The following is a 17,281-nucleotide window of genomic DNA, read 5'->3' as shown; positions in this document are numbered from 1 at the left end:
AAACAGAATCTGTGCCGGGTTCAAAGATGAAAATTGCATTGGGAATTGAGTACGATGGCAGCCGATATTATGGCTGGCAGCGTCAGCAGGAAGTAAAAAGTGTTCAGGGATGCCTTGAGGAAGCACTATCAAAAGTCGCCGATGAACCCATATCAGTATTTTGTGCTGGTCGGACCGATGCTGGAGTACATGCAACAGGGCAGGTTGTGCATTTTGAAACGTCTGTTCAGCGCAAGGATGCGGCGTGGACAATGGGCGTGAACGTACATTTACCACCAGATATTGCTGTTCGTTGGGTGAAAACCGTGGATGAGGGTTTCCATGCCCGTTTTAGTGCAACTGCCCGGCGATATCGTTACATTATTTTTAATCATCGTTATCGTCCGGCAGTGCTGGCCAATGGCGTGACCCATTTTCACTATCCACTGGATGAAAAGCTGATGCACCAGGCTGCGCAATGTTTATTAGGGGAAAATGATTTTACCTCTTTCCGTGCAGTTCAATGCCAATCTAAAACGCCTTGGCGTAATGTGATGCATATTAATGTCAATCGTTACGGACATTACGTCGTCATAGATATTAAAGCCAATGCTTTTGTGCATCATATGGTGCGTAATATTGCGGGTAGTCTGATGGAAATTGGTTGTGGGAATCAGGATATTAACTGGATGGCCCAGTTGCTTGCTTTACAAGATCGGACGAAAGCCGCTGCGACGGCAAAAGCAGCAGGGTTGTATCTGGTTGCTGTTGATTATCCGGCGCAATTTGATTTGCCGAGAGCGGTTATGGGGCCTCTGTTTTTGGCAGATGATCTGATTTAACATTTCTAGTTTCCGACACGGATGTTTTGGCATAGCGGGGAATATTATGGAATTTCTGACTCATTTTTTTGATTTTGCTAAATTTATTATTGATTTCATTCTCCATATTGACATTCATTTAGCCGAACTGGTCGCACAATATGGTGATTGGGTATATGGCATTCTGTTTCTGATTTTATTTTGTGAAACAGGGTTAGTGATTACTCCGTTTTTGCCGGGGGATTCGCTGTTATTTGTTGCCGGCGCTTTAGCGGCTCTGGGCTCAAATGATCTGAATGTGCATATCATGGTGGTATTGATGATTATTGCGGCTATTATTGGTGATGCGGTGAACTATGCTATTGGTCGCATCTTTGGCGAAAGGTTATTTACTAATCCAAATTCAAAAATTTTCCGCCGCAGTTATTTAGATAAAACACATGAGTTTTATGAAAAACATGGTGGTAAGGCAATTATTTTGGCGCGATTTGTACCAATTATCAGAACATTTGCACCATTCGTTGCAGGTATGGGGAAAATGTCTTATCGTCGTTTTGCTGCTTATAACGTGATTGGCGCACTAGTTTGGGTACTGTTATTCACCTATTCTGGTTATATATTCGGTGATATGCCAATGGTACAACAGAATTTGAAACTGTTGATTGTCGCTATCATCTTTATTTCAATCCTGCCCGGAGTGATTGAAATCTGGCGTCATCGTCGTACGGTGATGAAGCAGAAGAGTGATAACCGGTAACAGGTTTGAGCAGTTTTTTATCCACACTGTAATAGCATTGTGGTTTAATGGCACACAATAACAAAACTGGCATAAGCCAGATTCAGACGGAAAGATCATTCAATGAGCTGGATTGAAAAAATTCTTAATAAAAGCAACATTACCCAAACGCGTAAAGCGAATATCCCTGAAGGGGTTTGGACTAAATGTGATAGTTGCAGTCAGGTGCTCTACCGTGCTGAGCTAGAGCGCAATCTTGAGGTTTGCCCTAAATGTGATCATCACATGCGTATTTCGGCGCGTACCCGATTGGCTACATTCCTTGATAAAGGAGCAACGACGGAATTAGGGGGGGAATTAGAGCCAAAAGATATTCTTAAATTCCGCGATTCCAAAAAGTATAAAGATCGTATATCAGCGGCGCAGAAGCAAACCCAAGAAAAAGATGCGTTAGTCGTAATGAAAGGTACCCTGAGTGGTATGCCAGTTGTTGCTGCTGCTTTTGAATTTGCATTTATGGGCGGTTCTATGGCTTCGGTTGTTGGTGCCCGTTTTGTCTGTGCCGTAGAACAGGCATTGGCAGACAATTGTCCTCTGATTTGTTTTTCTGCCAGTGGTGGCGCTCGTATGCAAGAAGCGTTGATGTCACTGATGCAGATGGCGAAAACCAGTGCTGCTTTAGCAAAAATGCAAGAACGTGGTTTGCCTTATATCTCTATCATGACCGATCCGACAATGGGCGGTGTTTCAGCAAGTCTGGCGATGTTGGGTGATATCAATATTGCTGAACCAAAAGCATTGATTGGTTTTGCCGGACCACGAGTTATTGAGCAGACCGTTCGTGAAAAATTACCGTCCGGTTTCCAGCGTAGTGAGTTTTTGCTGGAAAAGGGAGCGATTGACATGATTGTTCGTCGCCCTGAAATGCGTGACACACTTGCCAGTTTACTTTCTAAACTAACCCATCAGTCGCAGCCAGGTATTAAGCCAATTGTTGCTGAATTAGTGGCAGAACCCGCTGATGTTGAGGTGGATATTCAAATAAGTACCAATAAAGAAGATGTCTGACACTTTACACATTCCTCAAACCACGTCGCCATTGATGACGTGGCTTTCCTACCTTGGGAACCTGCATACTACGGCCATTGATATGGGGCTTGAGCGTGTGGGGAAACTTGCCCGAACTTTGGCGTTGGTTAATCCTGCACCTAAGGTGATAACCGTATCCGGTACTAATGGTAAAGGTACTACCTGTTGCACGATAGAATCTATTCTGTTGGCGGCTGGGCTGAGAGTGGGTGTTTACAGCTCTCCGCATCTTGTACGTTATACCGAAAGAGTTCGTATTCAGGGTAAAGAATTACCTGAACAGGAATTCTGTCGTGTATTTGCGGATATTGAATCTCGTCGCGGTGATATTTCGCTGACTTATTTTGAATATGGCACATTAACGGCTTTGCAACTGTTTAAACAAGCTTGTCTGGATGTGGTCATCTTAGAAGTAGGCTTAGGTGGGCGACTGGATGCGACAAATGTTGTGGACGCCGATATTGCCGCTATTACCAGTATTGCAATTGATCATATTGATTGGTTGGGTGCTGATCGCGAACATATTGGTCGTGAGAAAGCAGGGGTTTTCCGTAAAGATCGCTTTGCCGTGGTTGGTGAGCAGGATATGCCATCTTCTATTGCGGAAGTTGCGGGTGAATTAGGTGCCGAGTTGTTCCGTTGTGGCATTGATTGGCGTTTCTCTCAACAGGATAAAAACTGGCACTGGCAATCTGATGATAGGCTGTTTAGCAACCTACCTTTGCCAAATGTTCCTCTGATGAATGCCGCAACGGCGATGGGTGTTATTTGTTGCCTGTTACGACAAGATGATAAAGTCAGTCGAGCTATTAATGAGAGTGCAATCCATCAAGGGTTGCAGAATGCGCAGTTACCTGGGCGTTTCCAGATAGTTCGTGAAAATCCATTGTTGATCTTGGATGTGGCTCATAATCCCCATGCAGCGGCTTATCTGGTACAGAAATTGGCTCAGTTGCCCCGTCAGCCGGGCAGTAGAATCCTTGGTGTAGTGGGTATGCTAGGTGATAAAGATATTGCCGGTACACTGACTTGCCTGTCACAGCAAATAAATGAGTGGTATTGCGCTCCATTGACTGAACAGCGTGGTGCAGATGCACAGACACTGGCTCAGCATCTTGGACAGCCACAGGTATTTACTGATGTGGAAAGTGCTTGGCATCAGGCGATGGCTGATGCTGATGAGCAAGATATTGTTGTCGTTTGTGGCTCATTCCACACGGTAGCGCATGTTATGGAGGCTCTGGACAGGGAGAAAGGAAGTGGCAAGTAAATTTCAGAATCGTTTGGTTGGTACAATTGTATTGGTAGCATTGGGTGTCATTGTGCTGCCTGCGTTGTTAGACGGCAACAAGAAATATAACGAAGATAAATTTGCATCAATTCCCTTGGTTCCAAAGCCAGGGGATGAGCAAGAAATTGACTCTATACCTCCTCTTAATCCACCAATATTATCAGTGCCTCTGGAAGATGAGACAGAGGCATTGCAGCCAGAAACACTGGAGCAGCCGGAAATACCATTGGTTACCAATCCTCAACCTGCGCCGATAGTCCCTCCTGCTGTTCAGCCAGAAGTGAAGCCTCAACCACAGATTAAGCTTGAACCAAAACCAGATACTAAGCCGCTGGCACCGGCGCTTAAACCTAAACCAGACATTAAGTCAGATCCGAAACCTGAAGTTAAACCGGTTGAAACAGCCCCGCAAGGGCAGGCTTATATCGTACAACTGGGTGCTTTGAAAAATGCCGGAAAGGTAGATGAAATCGTTGCCAGACTACGTTTGTCTGGTTATCAGGTTTATACGGTTCCTTCATCTCCGGTTCAGGGGCAATTAACGAGAATATATGTCGGTCCGAACGCTTCTAAGCAACAACTTGACTCGGCATTATCAGAATTGAAAAGTTTGACTGGATTACAAGGGCAGGTAAGGAGTTACAGGCCGTAATAAAAGTGGGTGATGCCTATGTGACGAATAGGACAACTATCATGAAGAAGTAAATATTAAGTGACTGCGGCGATGATGATTATTCAAATTCGTCGCCTTAATTATTTTCAGTAGGATAGGAAATCTGCTACGCAAACGTTTTCGTTTTCTGTTAGAATGCACCTGAAACGGATGCCGAGGTGTCTATTTTGGAATTAAAACATGGTTTGGATTGATTACGTTATTATCGCCATTATTGGCTTCTCGGCATTAGTTAGCCTGATTCGTGGGTTTATTCGTGAGGCATTATCACTGGTCACCTGGGGATGTGCTTTCTTTGTGGCAAGCCATTTTTATACTTACTTAGCGGTCTATTTCACCCGTTTTGAAGATGAATTGGTACGTAACGGGATTGCTATTGCGTTGCTGTTTATTGCTACTTTGATTGTCGGTTCCGTGGTGAACTATGTGATAGGTTCTCTTGTGCAACGGACTGGATTGTCAGGTACTGATCGAGTACTAGGGGTCTGCTTTGGGGCATTGCGTGGTGTGCTGATTGTCGCTGCTATTCTGTTTTTTCTGGATACATTTACACCATTGGCTCGAAGTGAGGATTGGAAACAGTCACAATTGATCCCACAGTTCAGTCATATCATAAGGTGGTTCTTTGACTACCTGCAAAATGCGTCAAGTTTCTTGCCGGAGAAATATACCTCTCCGTTTGGCTGATGAGGAAGAACTACATGTGCGGTATTGTTGGTATCGTCGGTTTTACACCGGTTAACCAGTCGATTTATGATGCGTTGACGGTGCTTCAGCACCGTGGGCAAGATGCTGCGGGCATTGCCACTATTGATGGTAACAATGGGTTTCGTTTACGCAAAGCCAATGGCTTAGTGAGAGACGTATTTGAAGCCCGGCATATGCTGCGTTTACAGGGAACGATTGGGATTGGTCATGTTCGCTACCCGACAGCGGGCAGTTCCAGTGCATCGGAAGCTCAACCGTTTTATGTGAACTCTCCATTTGGTATTACATTGACACACAATGGTAATTTGACGAATGCTCATGAGTTGAAGAAAAAGTTATTTGAGAATGCCCGTCGCCATGTGAATACCACGTCAGATTCTGAGATTTTGCTTAATGTTTTTGCGAGTGAACTGGATTGTTTCCAGCATTATCCATTGGAGCCTGACAATATTTTTGCGGCAGTAGCGGCAATGCATAAACAGGTGAGTGGTGCTTATGCCTGCATTGCGATGATTATTGGTCATGGGTTAGTTGCTTTCCGTGATCCGCATGGTATTCGTCCGTTGGTTTTAGGTAAGCGTACTTTGGATGATGGCCGTAATGAGTATATGGTCGCTTCTGAAAGCGTTGCATTGGATACGCTAGGCTTTGAATTCCTGCGGGATGTTGCATCAGGTGAAGCGATTTATATTACTGAACAAGGTCAGTTATTTACTCGTCAATGTGCTGAAAATCCTTCTCTGACCCCCTGTTTATTTGAATTTGTCTATTTGGCTCGCCCAGATTCCTTTATTGATAAAATTTCGGTTTATAACGCCCGCATACGGATGGGGCATAAGCTAGGGGCGAAAATTGCCCGCGAATGGGAAGACTTACATATTGATGTGGTTATTCCAATCCCCGAAACATCTTGCGATGTTGCGCTAGAAATTGCGCGCATACTCGGTAAACCCTATCGTCAGGGATTTGTGAAAAACCGTTATGTTGGTCGGACATTTATCATGCCTGGGCAACAGGAACGCCGGAAATCAGTCCGCCGTAAACTGAATGCTAATCGAGCAGAATTCCGTGATAAAAATGTGCTATTGGTAGATGACTCTATTGTGCGTGGTACAACGTCAGAACAGATTGTTGATATGGCTCGTGAAGCCGGCGCGAAGAAAGTTTATCTTGCTTCGGCAGCACCGGAAGTACGTTTCCCGAATGTTTATGGCATTGATATGCCCAATGCAAATGAACTGATTGCTCATGGGCGTGAAGTGGATGAAATTCGCCAACTTATTGGTGTAGATGCATTGATATTTCAGGATTTAACCGATCTGATCGACGCTGTTCGTGAAGAAAACCCGGATGTTGATGGGTTTGAGAGTTCAGTATTCAATGGCGTTTATGTTACCAAAGACGTTGACCAGACTTATCTCTATTATCTGGAGAATCTGCGTAAAGACGATGAAGTAAAACTGAATAATCAGAATGAAATTGAAAATCTGGATATCTATAATGAAGGTTGATGAATTTCGGGTTTAAATAGTTGTTCAGTGTTTGTATGAGGAAAGAATGAAAAGATTAATAGTAGGGCTTACAGGAGCAAGTGGGGCCATTTATGGTATAAGGCTACTGCAAGTTTTACAACCAGTTGAAGGGGTAGAAACACATCTGGTTATCAGTCATTCTGCTCGCCAGACACTGGCACTTGAAACAGATTATAGTTTACGGGATGTGCAGGCGCTGGCTGATGTTGTATATGACAACAGAGATATCGCTGCTGTCATCTCTTCAGGTTCATTCAAAACTTCGGGCATGGTAATTCTACCATGCTCAATGAAAACCCTTTCAGGTATTGTCCACAGTTATACTGATGGATTAGTAACCAGAGCGGCAGATGTTGTATTGAAAGAAAGTCGTAAGTTAGTGCTTGGGGTGAGGGAAACGCCATTGCATTTGGGGCATCTCAGGCTGATGACTCAAGCGGCAGAAATTGGCGCGGTGATTATGCCGCCTGTGCCTGCATTTTATCATCAGCCTCAACAGATTCAGGATATTATTGACCAGACGGTTAACCGAGTGCTTGATCAGTTTGATATCGAGCTACCTTATGATCTATTTACCCGCTGGCAAGGGGCTAAAAGCGTTGAGATTTAGCAAAAACCGCCGTAAACCCTTGCCCAGTGCGTGTATATAAGGCGAAAAGCCCAAAGGGTTTTAGGGCTGGCTACTGCGACGTATCCTGACTGAATTGATATCTGCCTGTAAAACTGTAAAACAGGCTAAAATGAATGCTCTTTATCAATGAGCGCTGAATATGTTAAGAGCGACCAAAGTCCGCATCTACCCCACCCCCAAAGAGCCGGAAATGCCGCTGCATAAGCGGATCTGGCAATGCCCGGTTTTTCATGTCGAACATGACCGCGATATCAATGCGGCGATCAACATCCAGCGCAAGGGCATACTGGAATTACAGGCGGCGGGACTCGTCGTTTCTGCCCACGGAGGCCAGCGTAAATCCGTCATAAAGACGGTTGCGGCCTGAGAAGTGGGAAGCCTCGCCGTTTTTTACGGCGGGGAGCAGTCACTGTCTAGTAAGTCTTGAAATGCCTCTTTTAGCTGAAAATAGCGGAAGCCAAAACCCGCTTGTTCCAAGTTATGCGGTATTGCCTGTTGTCCGCCCAGTACCAGTGCCGCAGCTTCTCCCATCAGTAATTTCAGCACAAAAGTAGGTGTTCGGATAATAGTAGGACGATGCAATACTTCTCCCAGTGTTGCGGCAAATTGATCATTATGTACTGGATAAGGGGCGGTCATATTAAAAGGACCACTCAAACCAGGTGTCATTAACAGGTAATAGATACCATTCACCATATCGTCAATATGAATCCAGGGCAGATACTGTTTTCCGCTCCCCATCGGGCCACCAAGCCCAAGACGGAACAAGGGAAGCATTTTTTTCAGTGCTCCGCCGTTTTTTGCCAGTACAACACCAGTACGTAAAAGACAAACGCGGGTTTTATTACTGGCTGCCTGTAATGCAAGTTGTTCCCACTGCTTACAGAGCTGATGAGTAAATTCATCATGAGGTGGCTCATGCTCTGTGACAATTGTTTGATTCTGATCCCCGTAATAGCCTACCGCAGAGCCGGAAATAAAGACTTCTGGTGGTGTCTGGCTGGCATTAATGAGCTTGCTGAGTTGCTCTGTTAATGTCCAGCGACTCTGGCACAGCTTCTCTTTTTGCGTTGAAGTCCATAGTTTGTTTGCTATGGGCTCGCCAGCAAGATTGATTACGGCATCAAAATCGTTGAGATCGGTTTTATCTTTCAGGCTGGTCCAGCATTCAGCTTGATTGCTGAATAGAGAATAAACTTTTTGAGGTGAGCGGCTTAGAATAGTAATGGAATGGGATAGGGAAAGAAGTTGGCAAACCAGACGGCTACCAATCAAACCTGTTCCTCCAGTGATTAAAATACGCATAACCACTCCTATAACCTAAGTTGTTGATATAAGAACTATACCCGTTATCTTTCAAGTTGCCTCTTTGTTGGCTGCGCTTGCTCACCCCGGTCACATAGTTTGCTATGCTCCCGGGGATTCGCTCCCTTGCCGTCGCGATGCATCTTGAAATCCATAGGGTATATAGCATATTGCAGAGATATAAGGGCTGGTGGTTAAAGATATAGCTATCTGTCAGCCTGATCAAGTTTTGCGGGGAAATAGTTACCCCGCAGACAGATATTAAGCTTTGCTATAGGCAATTTGAGTGGCGGGGCGCTGACTGATAGTGTCAAACCATTTTTTCACTGCCGGATAATCATTCAGATCAATATTCTGACGTTCATAAGCACGAACCCACGGATAAGTTGAGATATCAGCAATACTGTATTCCTGACCGCCCAGATAGGGTGTTTTTTCCAATTGGGTATTCAGGACTTGATACAAGCGCTTTGTCTCTTCCTGATAACGATTAATCGCGTAAGGGACTTTTTCCGGCGCGAAATGACTAAAATGGTGATTTTGTCCTAGCATCGGGCCAAAGCCACCGATCTGCCAAAACAGCCATTGCAGGCTTTGAACACGCTCACGCATATCTTTGCTGAGTAACTTGCCCGTTTTTTCTGCCAGATAAGTAAGAATGGCGCCAGATTCAAAAATAGCGATAGGTTTACCACCATCGATTGGTTGCTGATCAACAATAGCGGGAATCTTATTATTGGGCGAAATGGCAAGAAATTCAGGTTTGAATTGATCTCCTGCGCTAATATCAATTCGATGAATATTATAGGGAAGGCCAGCTTCTTCCAGGAAGAGTGTGATTTTATGGCCGTTTGGCGTTGGAGCATAATACAGATCGATCATGGAACCTCCAGTGGAACGTGTAATTGTATGACACATTATCATTGATTTGTGTAGTGTGTAAGATACGCTGATACTCTTCCTGGCCTAAGAGCGACGATCATTTACAGTGAGTAAGTTGTCGCCCTAGTTTCTTTGATATGTCTTTTCATTCCCTGCTATATTAACTGGCCTGCATGTTGTAGCGGTGTTGATTTGTTAACGCAATAGAGCCTGAGTAATGATCTTCCTGAGCAGTACGACAGGAAGATCTATTGATAAAAGAAATTGATCAGCTTTTCTTCTGGAGAAAAGCGTATTTATCTAGCGCTTGTTTTTATACTGCCATCCGCGTTAACTGTTGCTCGACTTCCGCCGTACAGATCTTTTTTGAAAGTAGAGTAATCTGTGTGGACATCATCGCGGCCTTCTAATTGTGCCAATATTTCCTGGCTGGATATGCTAAATCCTTTGGCATGTATAGGAGAGGAGAAAGGTTCGGTATAGAGATTCAATCCCCACTGAGGCGCTAAACCGTGGTTAGCCGCACCTAAATTAACTTCAATCATAGAATGATGATTATCATCAACCAGATAACCTGTTGCCAGCCATCGAGTGAGTTCTTTCATTTCCCGCTCTCCACGTTGAATTGATTGCTCTGGTGATTCCCCGTTAGTAGGCGCACCTAAAGCAAGATCATTTTTCAGGCCCGCACTCAACAACCTGGCCGCAGTAATAAAACGGTCCGTAGTACCGGAAGGTGCAGCGACAGTTGGCAAATTGTGTAAAGCTGCATCCTTGGAAAATCCTGTATTTTCTTTCACATTCCAGACAGAAAAGCCATTGCCACGTTGTATGATAATGTTTTCCTTAGCTAATTCTTGATGTGCTTTGATAGGTTCTGACTGACCAAATTGATAGTCAGTTCTATCCAGCCGGTTGCGAGGATTTAAACTGGCAAATGCCAACTCTCGGTTGGTCAAACGATTATCGGCCTCAAGTGAAGCGGCGGTTGACCAGACACTATCCTTATCAGGCGCTGCTGTTCTGAAATCTCTCTGGACTTCTGTAAGGCTATTGCCAGCTAGAGCCGGGTTACTGATAACTTCTTGCCCGTCTTTCTGTTTAGTTACCTGATATAATTCGGGATTTTCAGAGGCATTAAATTTATTTTCATTTTTAAAAGTGTAGAGATTCAATTGATCAGGTAAGGGCTTTTCCTTAGTGGAACCACGGGCAGGTGCAAAGTTTTTACTTTCCAAGTAACCAATATCAATTATATCCTTGAATTCTGATTTCAATTCAGGTGATGAATAAACTTTCTCCAGAGTATCGCGGAAATAAGCTGAGTTGGTGAGATCATAATAAGCAGTGGCTTTTTCCCTCAATGTTAGCGGTTCTGTATCAGCCCTATCAGATCTGACGCCATTCTGCCGTGCTTCGCTAATGATTCGGGTAAATCCACCTGCGCCAAGCTGACCGACAATACTAAAACCGGGTTTATCACCGGTATAAGCATTAAGCATTTTAGTGATTGCGGTTAATTCATTACCCTCCGCTCGAACGAAAAGTTTCACCAGGTTGGATAAGAGAGAATCAACCGTTTTGTGGGCAGCGGTGCTTTCGCTGGCTAAACGAGAAATATTAGCTTCAATTTGTTTATTGGTCACGACGGATTTTTCATTCCATCCTGTAATAACCGAGGTTGGTGCTGTAAGTGGATTATCAATGGTATTATTTAATAATGGCTCGCAGCAATGGCAAGTTTTATCTGTTGCAGTTGGTTGATGTAATTCAGTTTGATGAATATCAATTCTGGTATTAGCTCTCTGTATTGAAAAATCTGGCATACTTTTTCTCCATTATTTTATTGTGTTTTCTTCTATGAAACTTTTTAATTCACGATCTTAAAAATATCTCAAACTAAAATATCGTGGGCTGAAGCGGAGGTGGTAAGCTTAGTTTCAGGAAAAGGGAGTTCAGCTCTTATTCTTTGAAGATTTCCTAGAATATTAGCCAAATCAGTCGCATCGATTCGCTCTATATCTTGAAGTAAACAGAGACGAATAGTTTGAGTTGGCTGATGCAATGCGAGCCATGCTCCTCCAAGTATATTTATATTACTATTTAATGAGAGCCAAAATTCTGCATCATGATTAACAAACGAAGCTACTGTATGATGAAAAGTCAGCATTGATCCCGTTGAATCTACTTCTAACCACCAAGGGCCATAATCGCCAATGTTCAATTGCACTGCGCCGGTAGAGAGATTCAACATAATATTGGTTTGGGCGGCAAAATCTGCGCATAATTTTTCTAACCTGGACATAAATAAATCTCATCAAAAAAATTAATAGTAAAATATTGTCCAAATTATGTGGCCGAAGCACAGGATCGTCTATCAAAAACAGGCAATGATATTGTAAAAATTAATCAGACAATGGATTCTGTTGTGTTAATGAAGTGCAAGTGCTCCCTTGCCGTCGTGATGCATCTTGAAATCCATAGGGTATAGTTTTTATGAAGAACTAAACTAAATCTAACGAGATAAGGTGGCATGATAAATCTCAATACCCGATTTGGCTATGATTTCCTCTGGTTCTCGTAGACTGAGAAGATAGTCAGGTGCTAGCGAGCACTGGGTATAAACGTAAAGTTTTTATTATTTGATTCATTAAGAATAAAATTTAATGATTAATCATGATAGTTTGTATGGATAATATTTTTTTCATATAAATCAGACTGTTTTTTTAATTTTGTGGCAATGATAATTCCGTGTCAGTCGGGATAAATTTATGGTTTTTATTTTTTGTGGATCTAGTGTTTGTGAAATTAAATAAATCAATGATCTGCATTGTTATTTTTTTTGCTATTTTTTACCTTGTGTTTTTCATAATTATATTCGTTTTGCATTTGTTGAATTTTATTACAATTACAGACTTGAGTGAATGAATTTTCTCTCCCACTATTATTAGTGTATCGACCTGATAATAAGTGTCTAATTAATATTCCAGAATAAAAAAAGGGAGATAATAATTATGAGCGAATTATGTCCACGTGACATTATTGATAGCCAAAAAATGACAGAAAATTGGTTGGAGTTTCAATTAGTTGATGAACAAGGTAATCCATTAGTGAATATGCCTTATCGTCTGATAAGTAGCGGGAGGTTGCGAGATGAACGCAAAGGTGTGACTAATAATCAAGGATTGCTTAGGGAAGAAAGCTTATCATCTGATGCGGTAACGTTATATATCAGTGCTCAACCATTAGCTGATGAAATGGAACAGCGTCCATTACGGGAAAAACGCAGTATTAGGGCATCAGTTGTCCAACCAAAAGCAGAAACGGAAGGTCATCAATACCGTTATGTGACGATTGGACAGATAAGTGATGATTTGCCTGTAATTGATAAATGGATAGAAGAGAAACCGCCACGTTATCATTTCCCAGATTCGGTACCGAAAGGTTTGCGGGTTCTCTCAACAAACTGCCGGTATGTTTTGGAAGTATGTCCGTTTCGTGCATGGGTACTATTGTTACATCATCAGAAAGATTATTCCCTGGTGAATGCTTATAATTTGGCATTAATGGGATTGCTGTCATATTTTGATGATAATGTTGATATAGCAGGTTCTATTACTCATTTTTTTAACCGACAAATGCTGGATATATCTCAATTACCGAGTAAGGTGGAAAAAATATCGCGTACTCCCATTGTTTATGATGTGCCATTTAGTGAACGTTATACTGATGTTGTATTTATTGATTCAAAAGCGAGTGAAAGTGGGATAGGAGATACGGAGTTATTTTATGTCGCTAATCAACAGGAAATTATTGTTAGCTGGCGGGGAACGGCGAGTGTTGATGACGCCATTACTGATATTATGTATCAACCATTGAAATTGGGTTGTGAACCAGATGGTGTATGCAGTGGTTTTATTAATAATGGTAAAGTTCATAGGGGATTTTGGGAGGCATTTAATCTTATTGGTCAGTTAAAAGTTCCCGGTTCTGATGAAAATATGTTTGATAAAATTATTGATTTAGCTAAAAACCGAAACGTATTTGTTTGTGGACATAGTTTGGGGGGCGCTTTAGGGTTATTGCATAGTGCCCAACTGAAAAAATATCATCCTTGTTTATATAGTTATGGGATGCCGCGGACATTAACCCGTAGTGCGGTACAAGAATTGGAAGATATTACACATTACCGTCATGTGAATGAAAATGATTTGATTCCCTCTATGCCTCCGGAAAAAGATTTGGATAACTGGCTTTATAATTATTGGGGACCATTAGGTTATCTATTTAGTACCATTGAATTATTGGGTCTGACAAAAGGTCAGGAAGTTTTCTTACATCATGGGGAAATAGTTCATTTTTATAAAGCTGATCTTATTATTGAAACTTTAAAAAAGAGTGATTCAAACGATCTTATACGGCTCACAGAAATATTACCTGTCATGGCAAAATTGTATTTGATTCCGTCATTGAATCATGAAACGAAAGATAATATTAAGGTGGCATTGGAGATTCAGAAAGAATTTTTTAAACAGATAAGCGACGCTGATAAGAATAAGTGGTTTCCACGTAATGCAAACCCGACTTTGAAATATGCCTTGGGGGTGCCTGATCATCGTATGCTTAAATATATTCATTACATTGGAGATCGAATTGCAGAGTTGTTTGTGCCAGACAAATATTATTTTTATCAAGATCAGAAGAAATTATTTGAAAATACAATGAATGAAAGGAGTGATATTGTTCCTGATATTCGGCAACGTAATACACTATTTTTGAATATGGATAACCAGTTAGAGCAAGCACTTATTGATACTCTACAAGATAAACGGGGTATTTTGGCCTTAACGCGTTATACCAATATTGCCACACGGATTGAGAAAGAGTTATGATGAAATAAAGGTGAATAAATTGAATATTAAGATTAGTGAATTGGCATTTATAACCAAACAATAGAACGCTAGAAAATAATGCCGCCATAATGAGGAATATTGGGTGGATGATGGTTGAGATTCTCTTTTCTAATTTGCAGGGTTGATAAGATGAAGCTATTAACCCTGTTATCATTACCAGTAAAAATCTTATCGGACTACAGTTTCGTTGCAGTTCTATTTCAAGTTTAGCGAAAAAGTTGCATGAGTTGTCCGAAACGAATAACTTCGTAGAGTCCCTATCGATTTGGTTGTTTTGAGTAAAATAAACATCTTGTAGATTTGCAATTTTCTGCTAATAAAAAAAGGTTTTTGAAGATGGAACAAGAGAATCAAGAGAATGTAGTGAGTGTTGAGTGGATTGATATCATTAATGAAAATAATGAAGTCATTGCTCAGGCTACGCGTCGGCAAATGCGCGCCCAACGTTTACGACACCGTGCGACTTATATTGTCGTTCACAATGGTATGGGAAAGATTTTGGTTCAACATCGTACAGTAACTAAAGATTTTTATCCGGGAAAGCTGGACGCGACCGCAGGTGGTGTTGTGATGGCGGGTGAAAATATGCTGGATTCTGCCCGTCGCGAAGCAGAAGAAGAGTTAGGTATTGCCGGTGTGCCTTTTGCAGAACATGGTAGTTTTTATTATGAAGCAGAGGATTGCCGTATTTGTGGTGCATTATTCAGTTGCATCAGTCATGGTCCGTTTGCTTTACAGGAAGCGGAAATTGATGATGTATGCTGGTTGACACCGGAGGAGATAACCGCTCGCTGTGATGAATTTACCCCTGATTCGCTGAAAGCACTTTCTCTGTGGCTGACACGTAATAACGATTTTGATGAAATTATTGTTTATAAAAAAAATGAGAATAGTCCAAAAAGAATTATTTAATTAATCTGAGTAAAAATTAATGAGGTTTTACGTTCTTATTGATGAAAAACTAGAGGATGGCTGGCGGCCATCCTCTAATGCTTGGTGTTAGGCCCGGCTGAATGATTCTGGGTTTTGAAAACCTGCATCCAACGCAATATCGATGATTTTTTCTAGTGGATTGAATGCCAGACGGTAAGAAGCACGCTTTAATCGCATTAATTGGATATAGCGTCCTACAGGTATACCGCAGTAATTGGCAAACTGTCGGTGAAAGTGATAACGCGAAAAATTTGCTACTTCACTCAGTTGTTCCAATGTGAGTGGCTCATCCAAATGGCGCTCAATATAATTAAATACCTGATTGAATCGTTTGACGTAGGCGTCAGTTTTATCATTGTGAATTGTATCCTCCAATTAGAGAGCACTATGCCTGAACATAAGAGACATTGCCTGACTGATATTGCTGACTTTTGCATTAAGCCGATGTGGAAAATGTTATTTCAAACGAAACTCTAATCGTGTAAGGAAGAAAATAATAGCATATAGCAGGGCAATGAATTTAAAACGCATTAAATAGTAAAAAGAGCATGAAGATTTTAAACCTCTTGATTTTGTTAATGAAAATAACCGGATTATTTAGGGGTAAAAACTCTACGGGGATATGATTATTAGGTTTGAATAATAGATAGTATTTAAAGAAATATATTGGGTTTTAATGATAGCTAGTGTTTAAGAAATTAAGTATTGGGGGAAAAAAAGACTATTTGTTGCTCTATTGTTATGGTTTAATGGGTTTGATAGAAGTAGTGAAAAATATTGTATGGCCCAGATAATCTGGGTATCCGCTATGGTAAGAGCATTTCTCGATATTGGAGTGCTTTAATAGCTGTTGTTATTTGGTTATGAGGGAGCTAATCAAGGGGGCTATTTTGTCTTAAATCAACGATAAATTGGGTTGGAGTTAAACTGGATGTTGTTAGGAATTAGGATCATGTGGGACTGAATCACAGCTATCTGATTCAGCAGTGGATGGCGGCCTTTTTATATAGCGGCCATCCATTGGAATTTATAATCAGCATTCTAAGGTTCAGGGCTTACAACGTTCTTTTGGACAGGATCATGGAATGGTTATCGCATTGTTTGAGGATTGTATGAGTCAAAAATAACGAGTTTAGAGGTTTAATATGGTGTGTTCATCAAGACAAAGTTGGCATGATTTAGAGCTCAAAATTAAAGAACTACATGAGATATCATCCAGGCTTAATTTTAGATATCTTTATGATGTTAGAAGCAGCAGTCGTTTCATTTTCGAAATCAATGAATTAATCAGAACGGTTAATTATGAGATAGGTACAAATTGCTTATCTGTTGATGGTGGTATTGCAATCCTGCAAGATGAAATAGATAATCTGAAGAGACAGGAGCTTGACCTGTTAATAAATGATAGCAAGCTATATATGATTGTTCAAAAAGAAAAAAAAGAAAAAGAGGATGAAACAACCAATTTAATTTTGAAACTATTTATTACGCAATGTCTATTTTCGTGCTTATTGTAATTTTTAAGCTGAGGGGATATGTAATGGGTTATATTCGAGCGGTGCTTTTTACTGTTATTTTTGTGGTTGTTAATACTGTACAGCATAATATTGCTGTAAATGGTGGTGTGCTGGTATATATATTTCCACATTATTTTAGTATTTAACCTGAGATTTGCTTAAGAAGGGAACTAAGTGCCTGAGGCACGATCAAAGTTTTTGTCAAAGAAAACAAAATCGTGGAGCTCCTCAGGCATGTCTAATTTAGAAGAACTTTACTGCTGCGTCGATG

15 protein-coding genes and 2 pseudogenes are annotated in these 17,281 nt (G+C 41.4%); 12 read left to right on the top strand and 5 right to left on the bottom strand.

Features of this window, described 5'->3' with window-relative positions; translation table 11 throughout:
• Positions 1 to 26: 26 nt before the first annotated feature.
• The 9 genes and pseudogenes from truA to AACQ83_RS03255 all read left to right on the top strand — a co-directional run.
• On the top strand, positions 27 to 821 hold the full coding sequence (gene truA / locus AACQ83_RS03295; RefSeq protein ID WP_192880973.1) for a tRNA pseudouridine(38-40) synthase TruA: 795 nt from the start codon (positions 27 to 29) through the stop codon (positions 819 to 821).
• A 46-nt stretch (positions 822 to 867) separates the two neighbouring features.
• Positions 868 to 1,557, top strand: a complete 690-nt coding sequence (locus AACQ83_RS03290; protein ID WP_112876271.1) for a DedA family protein — start codon at positions 868 to 870, stop codon at positions 1,555 to 1,557.
• A 102-nt stretch (positions 1,558 to 1,659) separates the two neighbouring features.
• Positions 1,660 to 2,604, top strand: a complete 945-nt coding sequence (gene accD / locus AACQ83_RS03285; RefSeq protein WP_112876270.1) for an acetyl-CoA carboxylase, carboxyltransferase subunit beta — start codon at positions 1,660 to 1,662, stop codon at positions 2,602 to 2,604.
• Entirely contained in the window at positions 2,597 to 3,895 is a 1,299-nt protein-coding gene (folC, locus tag AACQ83_RS03280) for a bifunctional tetrahydrofolate synthase/dihydrofolate synthase (RefSeq protein WP_112876269.1), read from the top strand. Before accD ends, folC begins: the two co-directional genes overlap by 8 nt.
• The gene (dedD, locus tag AACQ83_RS03275; protein ID WP_112876268.1) at positions 3,885 to 4,568 is read left to right on the top strand and encodes a cell division protein DedD; all 684 of its coding nucleotides are present in this window, start codon (positions 3,885 to 3,887) and stop codon (positions 4,566 to 4,568) included. Before folC ends, dedD begins: the two co-directional genes overlap by 11 nt.
• 201 nt (positions 4,569 to 4,769) lie before the next feature.
• The gene (gene cvpA / locus AACQ83_RS03270) at positions 4,770 to 5,276 is read left to right on the top strand and encodes a colicin V production protein (protein ID WP_036778783.1); all 507 of its coding nucleotides are present in this window, start codon (positions 4,770 to 4,772) and stop codon (positions 5,274 to 5,276) included.
• Between the two features lie 14 nt (positions 5,277 to 5,290).
• Complete coding sequence (gene purF / locus AACQ83_RS03265; protein WP_112876267.1) at positions 5,291 to 6,808, top strand: amidophosphoribosyltransferase; 1,518 nt, start codon at positions 5,291 to 5,293, stop codon at positions 6,806 to 6,808.
• 46 nt (positions 6,809 to 6,854) lie between these two features.
• Positions 6,855 to 7,439 carry a UbiX family flavin prenyltransferase gene (locus AACQ83_RS03260; RefSeq protein ID WP_112876266.1) on the top strand — a complete coding sequence of 195 codons (585 nt, stop codon included), beginning with the start codon at positions 6,855 to 6,857 and terminating at the stop codon, positions 7,437 to 7,439.
• Positions 7,440 to 7,638: 199 nt separating this feature from the next.
• Positions 7,639 to 7,827 (top strand): annotated as a pseudogene (locus AACQ83_RS03255) (zinc ribbon domain-containing protein); the annotation flags it as partial.
• Positions 7,828 to 7,850: 23 nt separating this feature from the next.
• On the opposite strand, the gene AACQ83_RS03250 reads toward AACQ83_RS03255, so the two are convergent.
• From AACQ83_RS03250 to AACQ83_RS03235, 4 genes are all read right to left on the bottom strand, one after another.
• Entirely contained in the window at positions 7,851 to 8,765 is a 915-nt protein-coding gene (locus tag AACQ83_RS03250) for a TIGR01777 family oxidoreductase (RefSeq protein WP_112876265.1), read from the bottom strand.
• A gap of 261 nt (positions 8,766 to 9,026) precedes the next feature.
• Positions 9,027 to 9,647 carry a GSH-dependent disulfide bond oxidoreductase gene (yfcG, locus tag AACQ83_RS03245; RefSeq protein WP_112876264.1) on the bottom strand — a complete coding sequence of 207 codons (621 nt, stop codon included), beginning with the start codon at positions 9,645 to 9,647 and terminating at the stop codon, positions 9,027 to 9,029.
• Positions 9,648 to 9,943: 296 nt separating this feature from the next.
• Entirely contained in the window at positions 9,944 to 11,473 is a 1,530-nt protein-coding gene (locus AACQ83_RS03240) for a type III effector (RefSeq protein WP_112876263.1), read from the bottom strand.
• 68 nt (positions 11,474 to 11,541) lie between these two features.
• Positions 11,542 to 11,952 (bottom strand): type III secretion system chaperone, encoded by a 411-nt coding sequence (locus tag AACQ83_RS03235; protein ID WP_112876262.1) that lies wholly within the window; start codon positions 11,950 to 11,952, stop codon positions 11,542 to 11,544.
• A gap of 709 nt (positions 11,953 to 12,661) precedes the next feature.
• Here AACQ83_RS03235 and AACQ83_RS03230 point away from each other — a divergent pair.
• Both AACQ83_RS03230 and yfcD read left to right on the top strand, forming a co-directional pair.
• The gene (locus tag AACQ83_RS03230; protein ID WP_112876261.1) at positions 12,662 to 14,539 is read left to right on the top strand and encodes a lipase family protein; all 1,878 of its coding nucleotides are present in this window, start codon (positions 12,662 to 12,664) and stop codon (positions 14,537 to 14,539) included.
• Between the two features lie 357 nt (positions 14,540 to 14,896).
• Positions 14,897 to 15,472 (top strand): NUDIX hydrolase YfcD, encoded by a 576-nt coding sequence (yfcD, locus tag AACQ83_RS03225; RefSeq protein WP_112876260.1) that lies wholly within the window; start codon positions 14,897 to 14,899, stop codon positions 15,470 to 15,472.
• A gap of 90 nt (positions 15,473 to 15,562) precedes the next feature.
• On the opposite strand, the pseudogene AACQ83_RS03220 reads toward yfcD, so the two are convergent.
• Positions 15,563 to 15,856, bottom strand: a pseudogene (locus tag AACQ83_RS03220) (helix-turn-helix domain-containing protein); the annotation flags it as partial.
• Positions 15,857 to 16,638: 782 nt separating this feature from the next.
• On the opposite strand from AACQ83_RS03220, the gene AACQ83_RS03215 reads away from it, so the two are divergent.
• The gene (locus tag AACQ83_RS03215) at positions 16,639 to 17,010 is read left to right on the top strand and encodes a hypothetical protein (protein WP_112876259.1); all 372 of its coding nucleotides are present in this window, start codon (positions 16,639 to 16,641) and stop codon (positions 17,008 to 17,010) included.
• Positions 17,011 to 17,281: the final 271 nt, after the last annotated feature.

Source organism: Photorhabdus sp. S10-54, from assembly GCF_963878145.1.
In the GTDB taxonomy this organism is placed as follows: Bacteria; Pseudomonadota; Gammaproteobacteria; order Enterobacterales; family Enterobacteriaceae; genus Photorhabdus; species Photorhabdus kayaii.
Note: the sequence above shows the minus strand (reverse complement) of the source record. Positions and strands in the feature narration are given on the sequence as shown.

What these genes read in the sequence shown, in the direction of transcription:
- truA (WP_192880973.1), top strand. Translation starts at nt 27, where the DNA reads ATGAAAATTGCATTGGGAATTGAGTACGATGGCAGCCGATATTATGGC.
- AACQ83_RS03290 (WP_112876271.1), top strand. Translation starts at nt 868, where the DNA reads ATGGAATTTCTGACTCATTTTTTTGATTTTGCTAAATTTATTATTGAT.
- accD (WP_112876270.1), top strand. Translation starts at nt 1,660, where the DNA reads ATGAGCTGGATTGAAAAAATTCTTAATAAAAGCAACATTACCCAAACG.
- folC (WP_112876269.1), top strand. Translation starts at nt 2,597, where the DNA reads ATGTCTGACACTTTACACATTCCTCAAACCACGTCGCCATTGATGACG.
- cvpA (WP_036778783.1), top strand. Translation starts at nt 4,770, where the DNA reads ATGGTTTGGATTGATTACGTTATTATCGCCATTATTGGCTTCTCGGCA.
- purF (WP_112876267.1), top strand. Translation starts at nt 5,291, where the DNA reads ATGTGCGGTATTGTTGGTATCGTCGGTTTTACACCGGTTAACCAGTCG.
- AACQ83_RS03260 (WP_112876266.1), top strand. Translation starts at nt 6,855, where the DNA reads ATGAAAAGATTAATAGTAGGGCTTACAGGAGCAAGTGGGGCCATTTAT.
- AACQ83_RS03250 (WP_112876265.1), bottom strand. Translation starts at nt 8,765, where the DNA reads ATGCGTATTTTAATCACTGGAGGAACAGGTTTGATTGGTAGCCGTCTG.
- yfcG (WP_112876264.1), bottom strand. Translation starts at nt 9,647, where the DNA reads ATGATCGATCTGTATTATGCTCCAACGCCAAACGGCCATAAAATCACA.
- AACQ83_RS03240 (WP_112876263.1), bottom strand. Translation starts at nt 11,473, where the DNA reads ATGCCAGATTTTTCAATACAGAGAGCTAATACCAGAATTGATATTCAT.
- AACQ83_RS03235 (WP_112876262.1), bottom strand. Translation starts at nt 11,952, where the DNA reads ATGTCCAGGTTAGAAAAATTATGCGCAGATTTTGCCGCCCAAACCAAT.
- AACQ83_RS03230 (WP_112876261.1), top strand. Translation starts at nt 12,662, where the DNA reads ATGAGCGAATTATGTCCACGTGACATTATTGATAGCCAAAAAATGACA.
- yfcD (WP_112876260.1), top strand. Translation starts at nt 14,897, where the DNA reads ATGGAACAAGAGAATCAAGAGAATGTAGTGAGTGTTGAGTGGATTGAT.
- AACQ83_RS03215 (WP_112876259.1), top strand. Translation starts at nt 16,639, where the DNA reads ATGGTGTGTTCATCAAGACAAAGTTGGCATGATTTAGAGCTCAAAATT.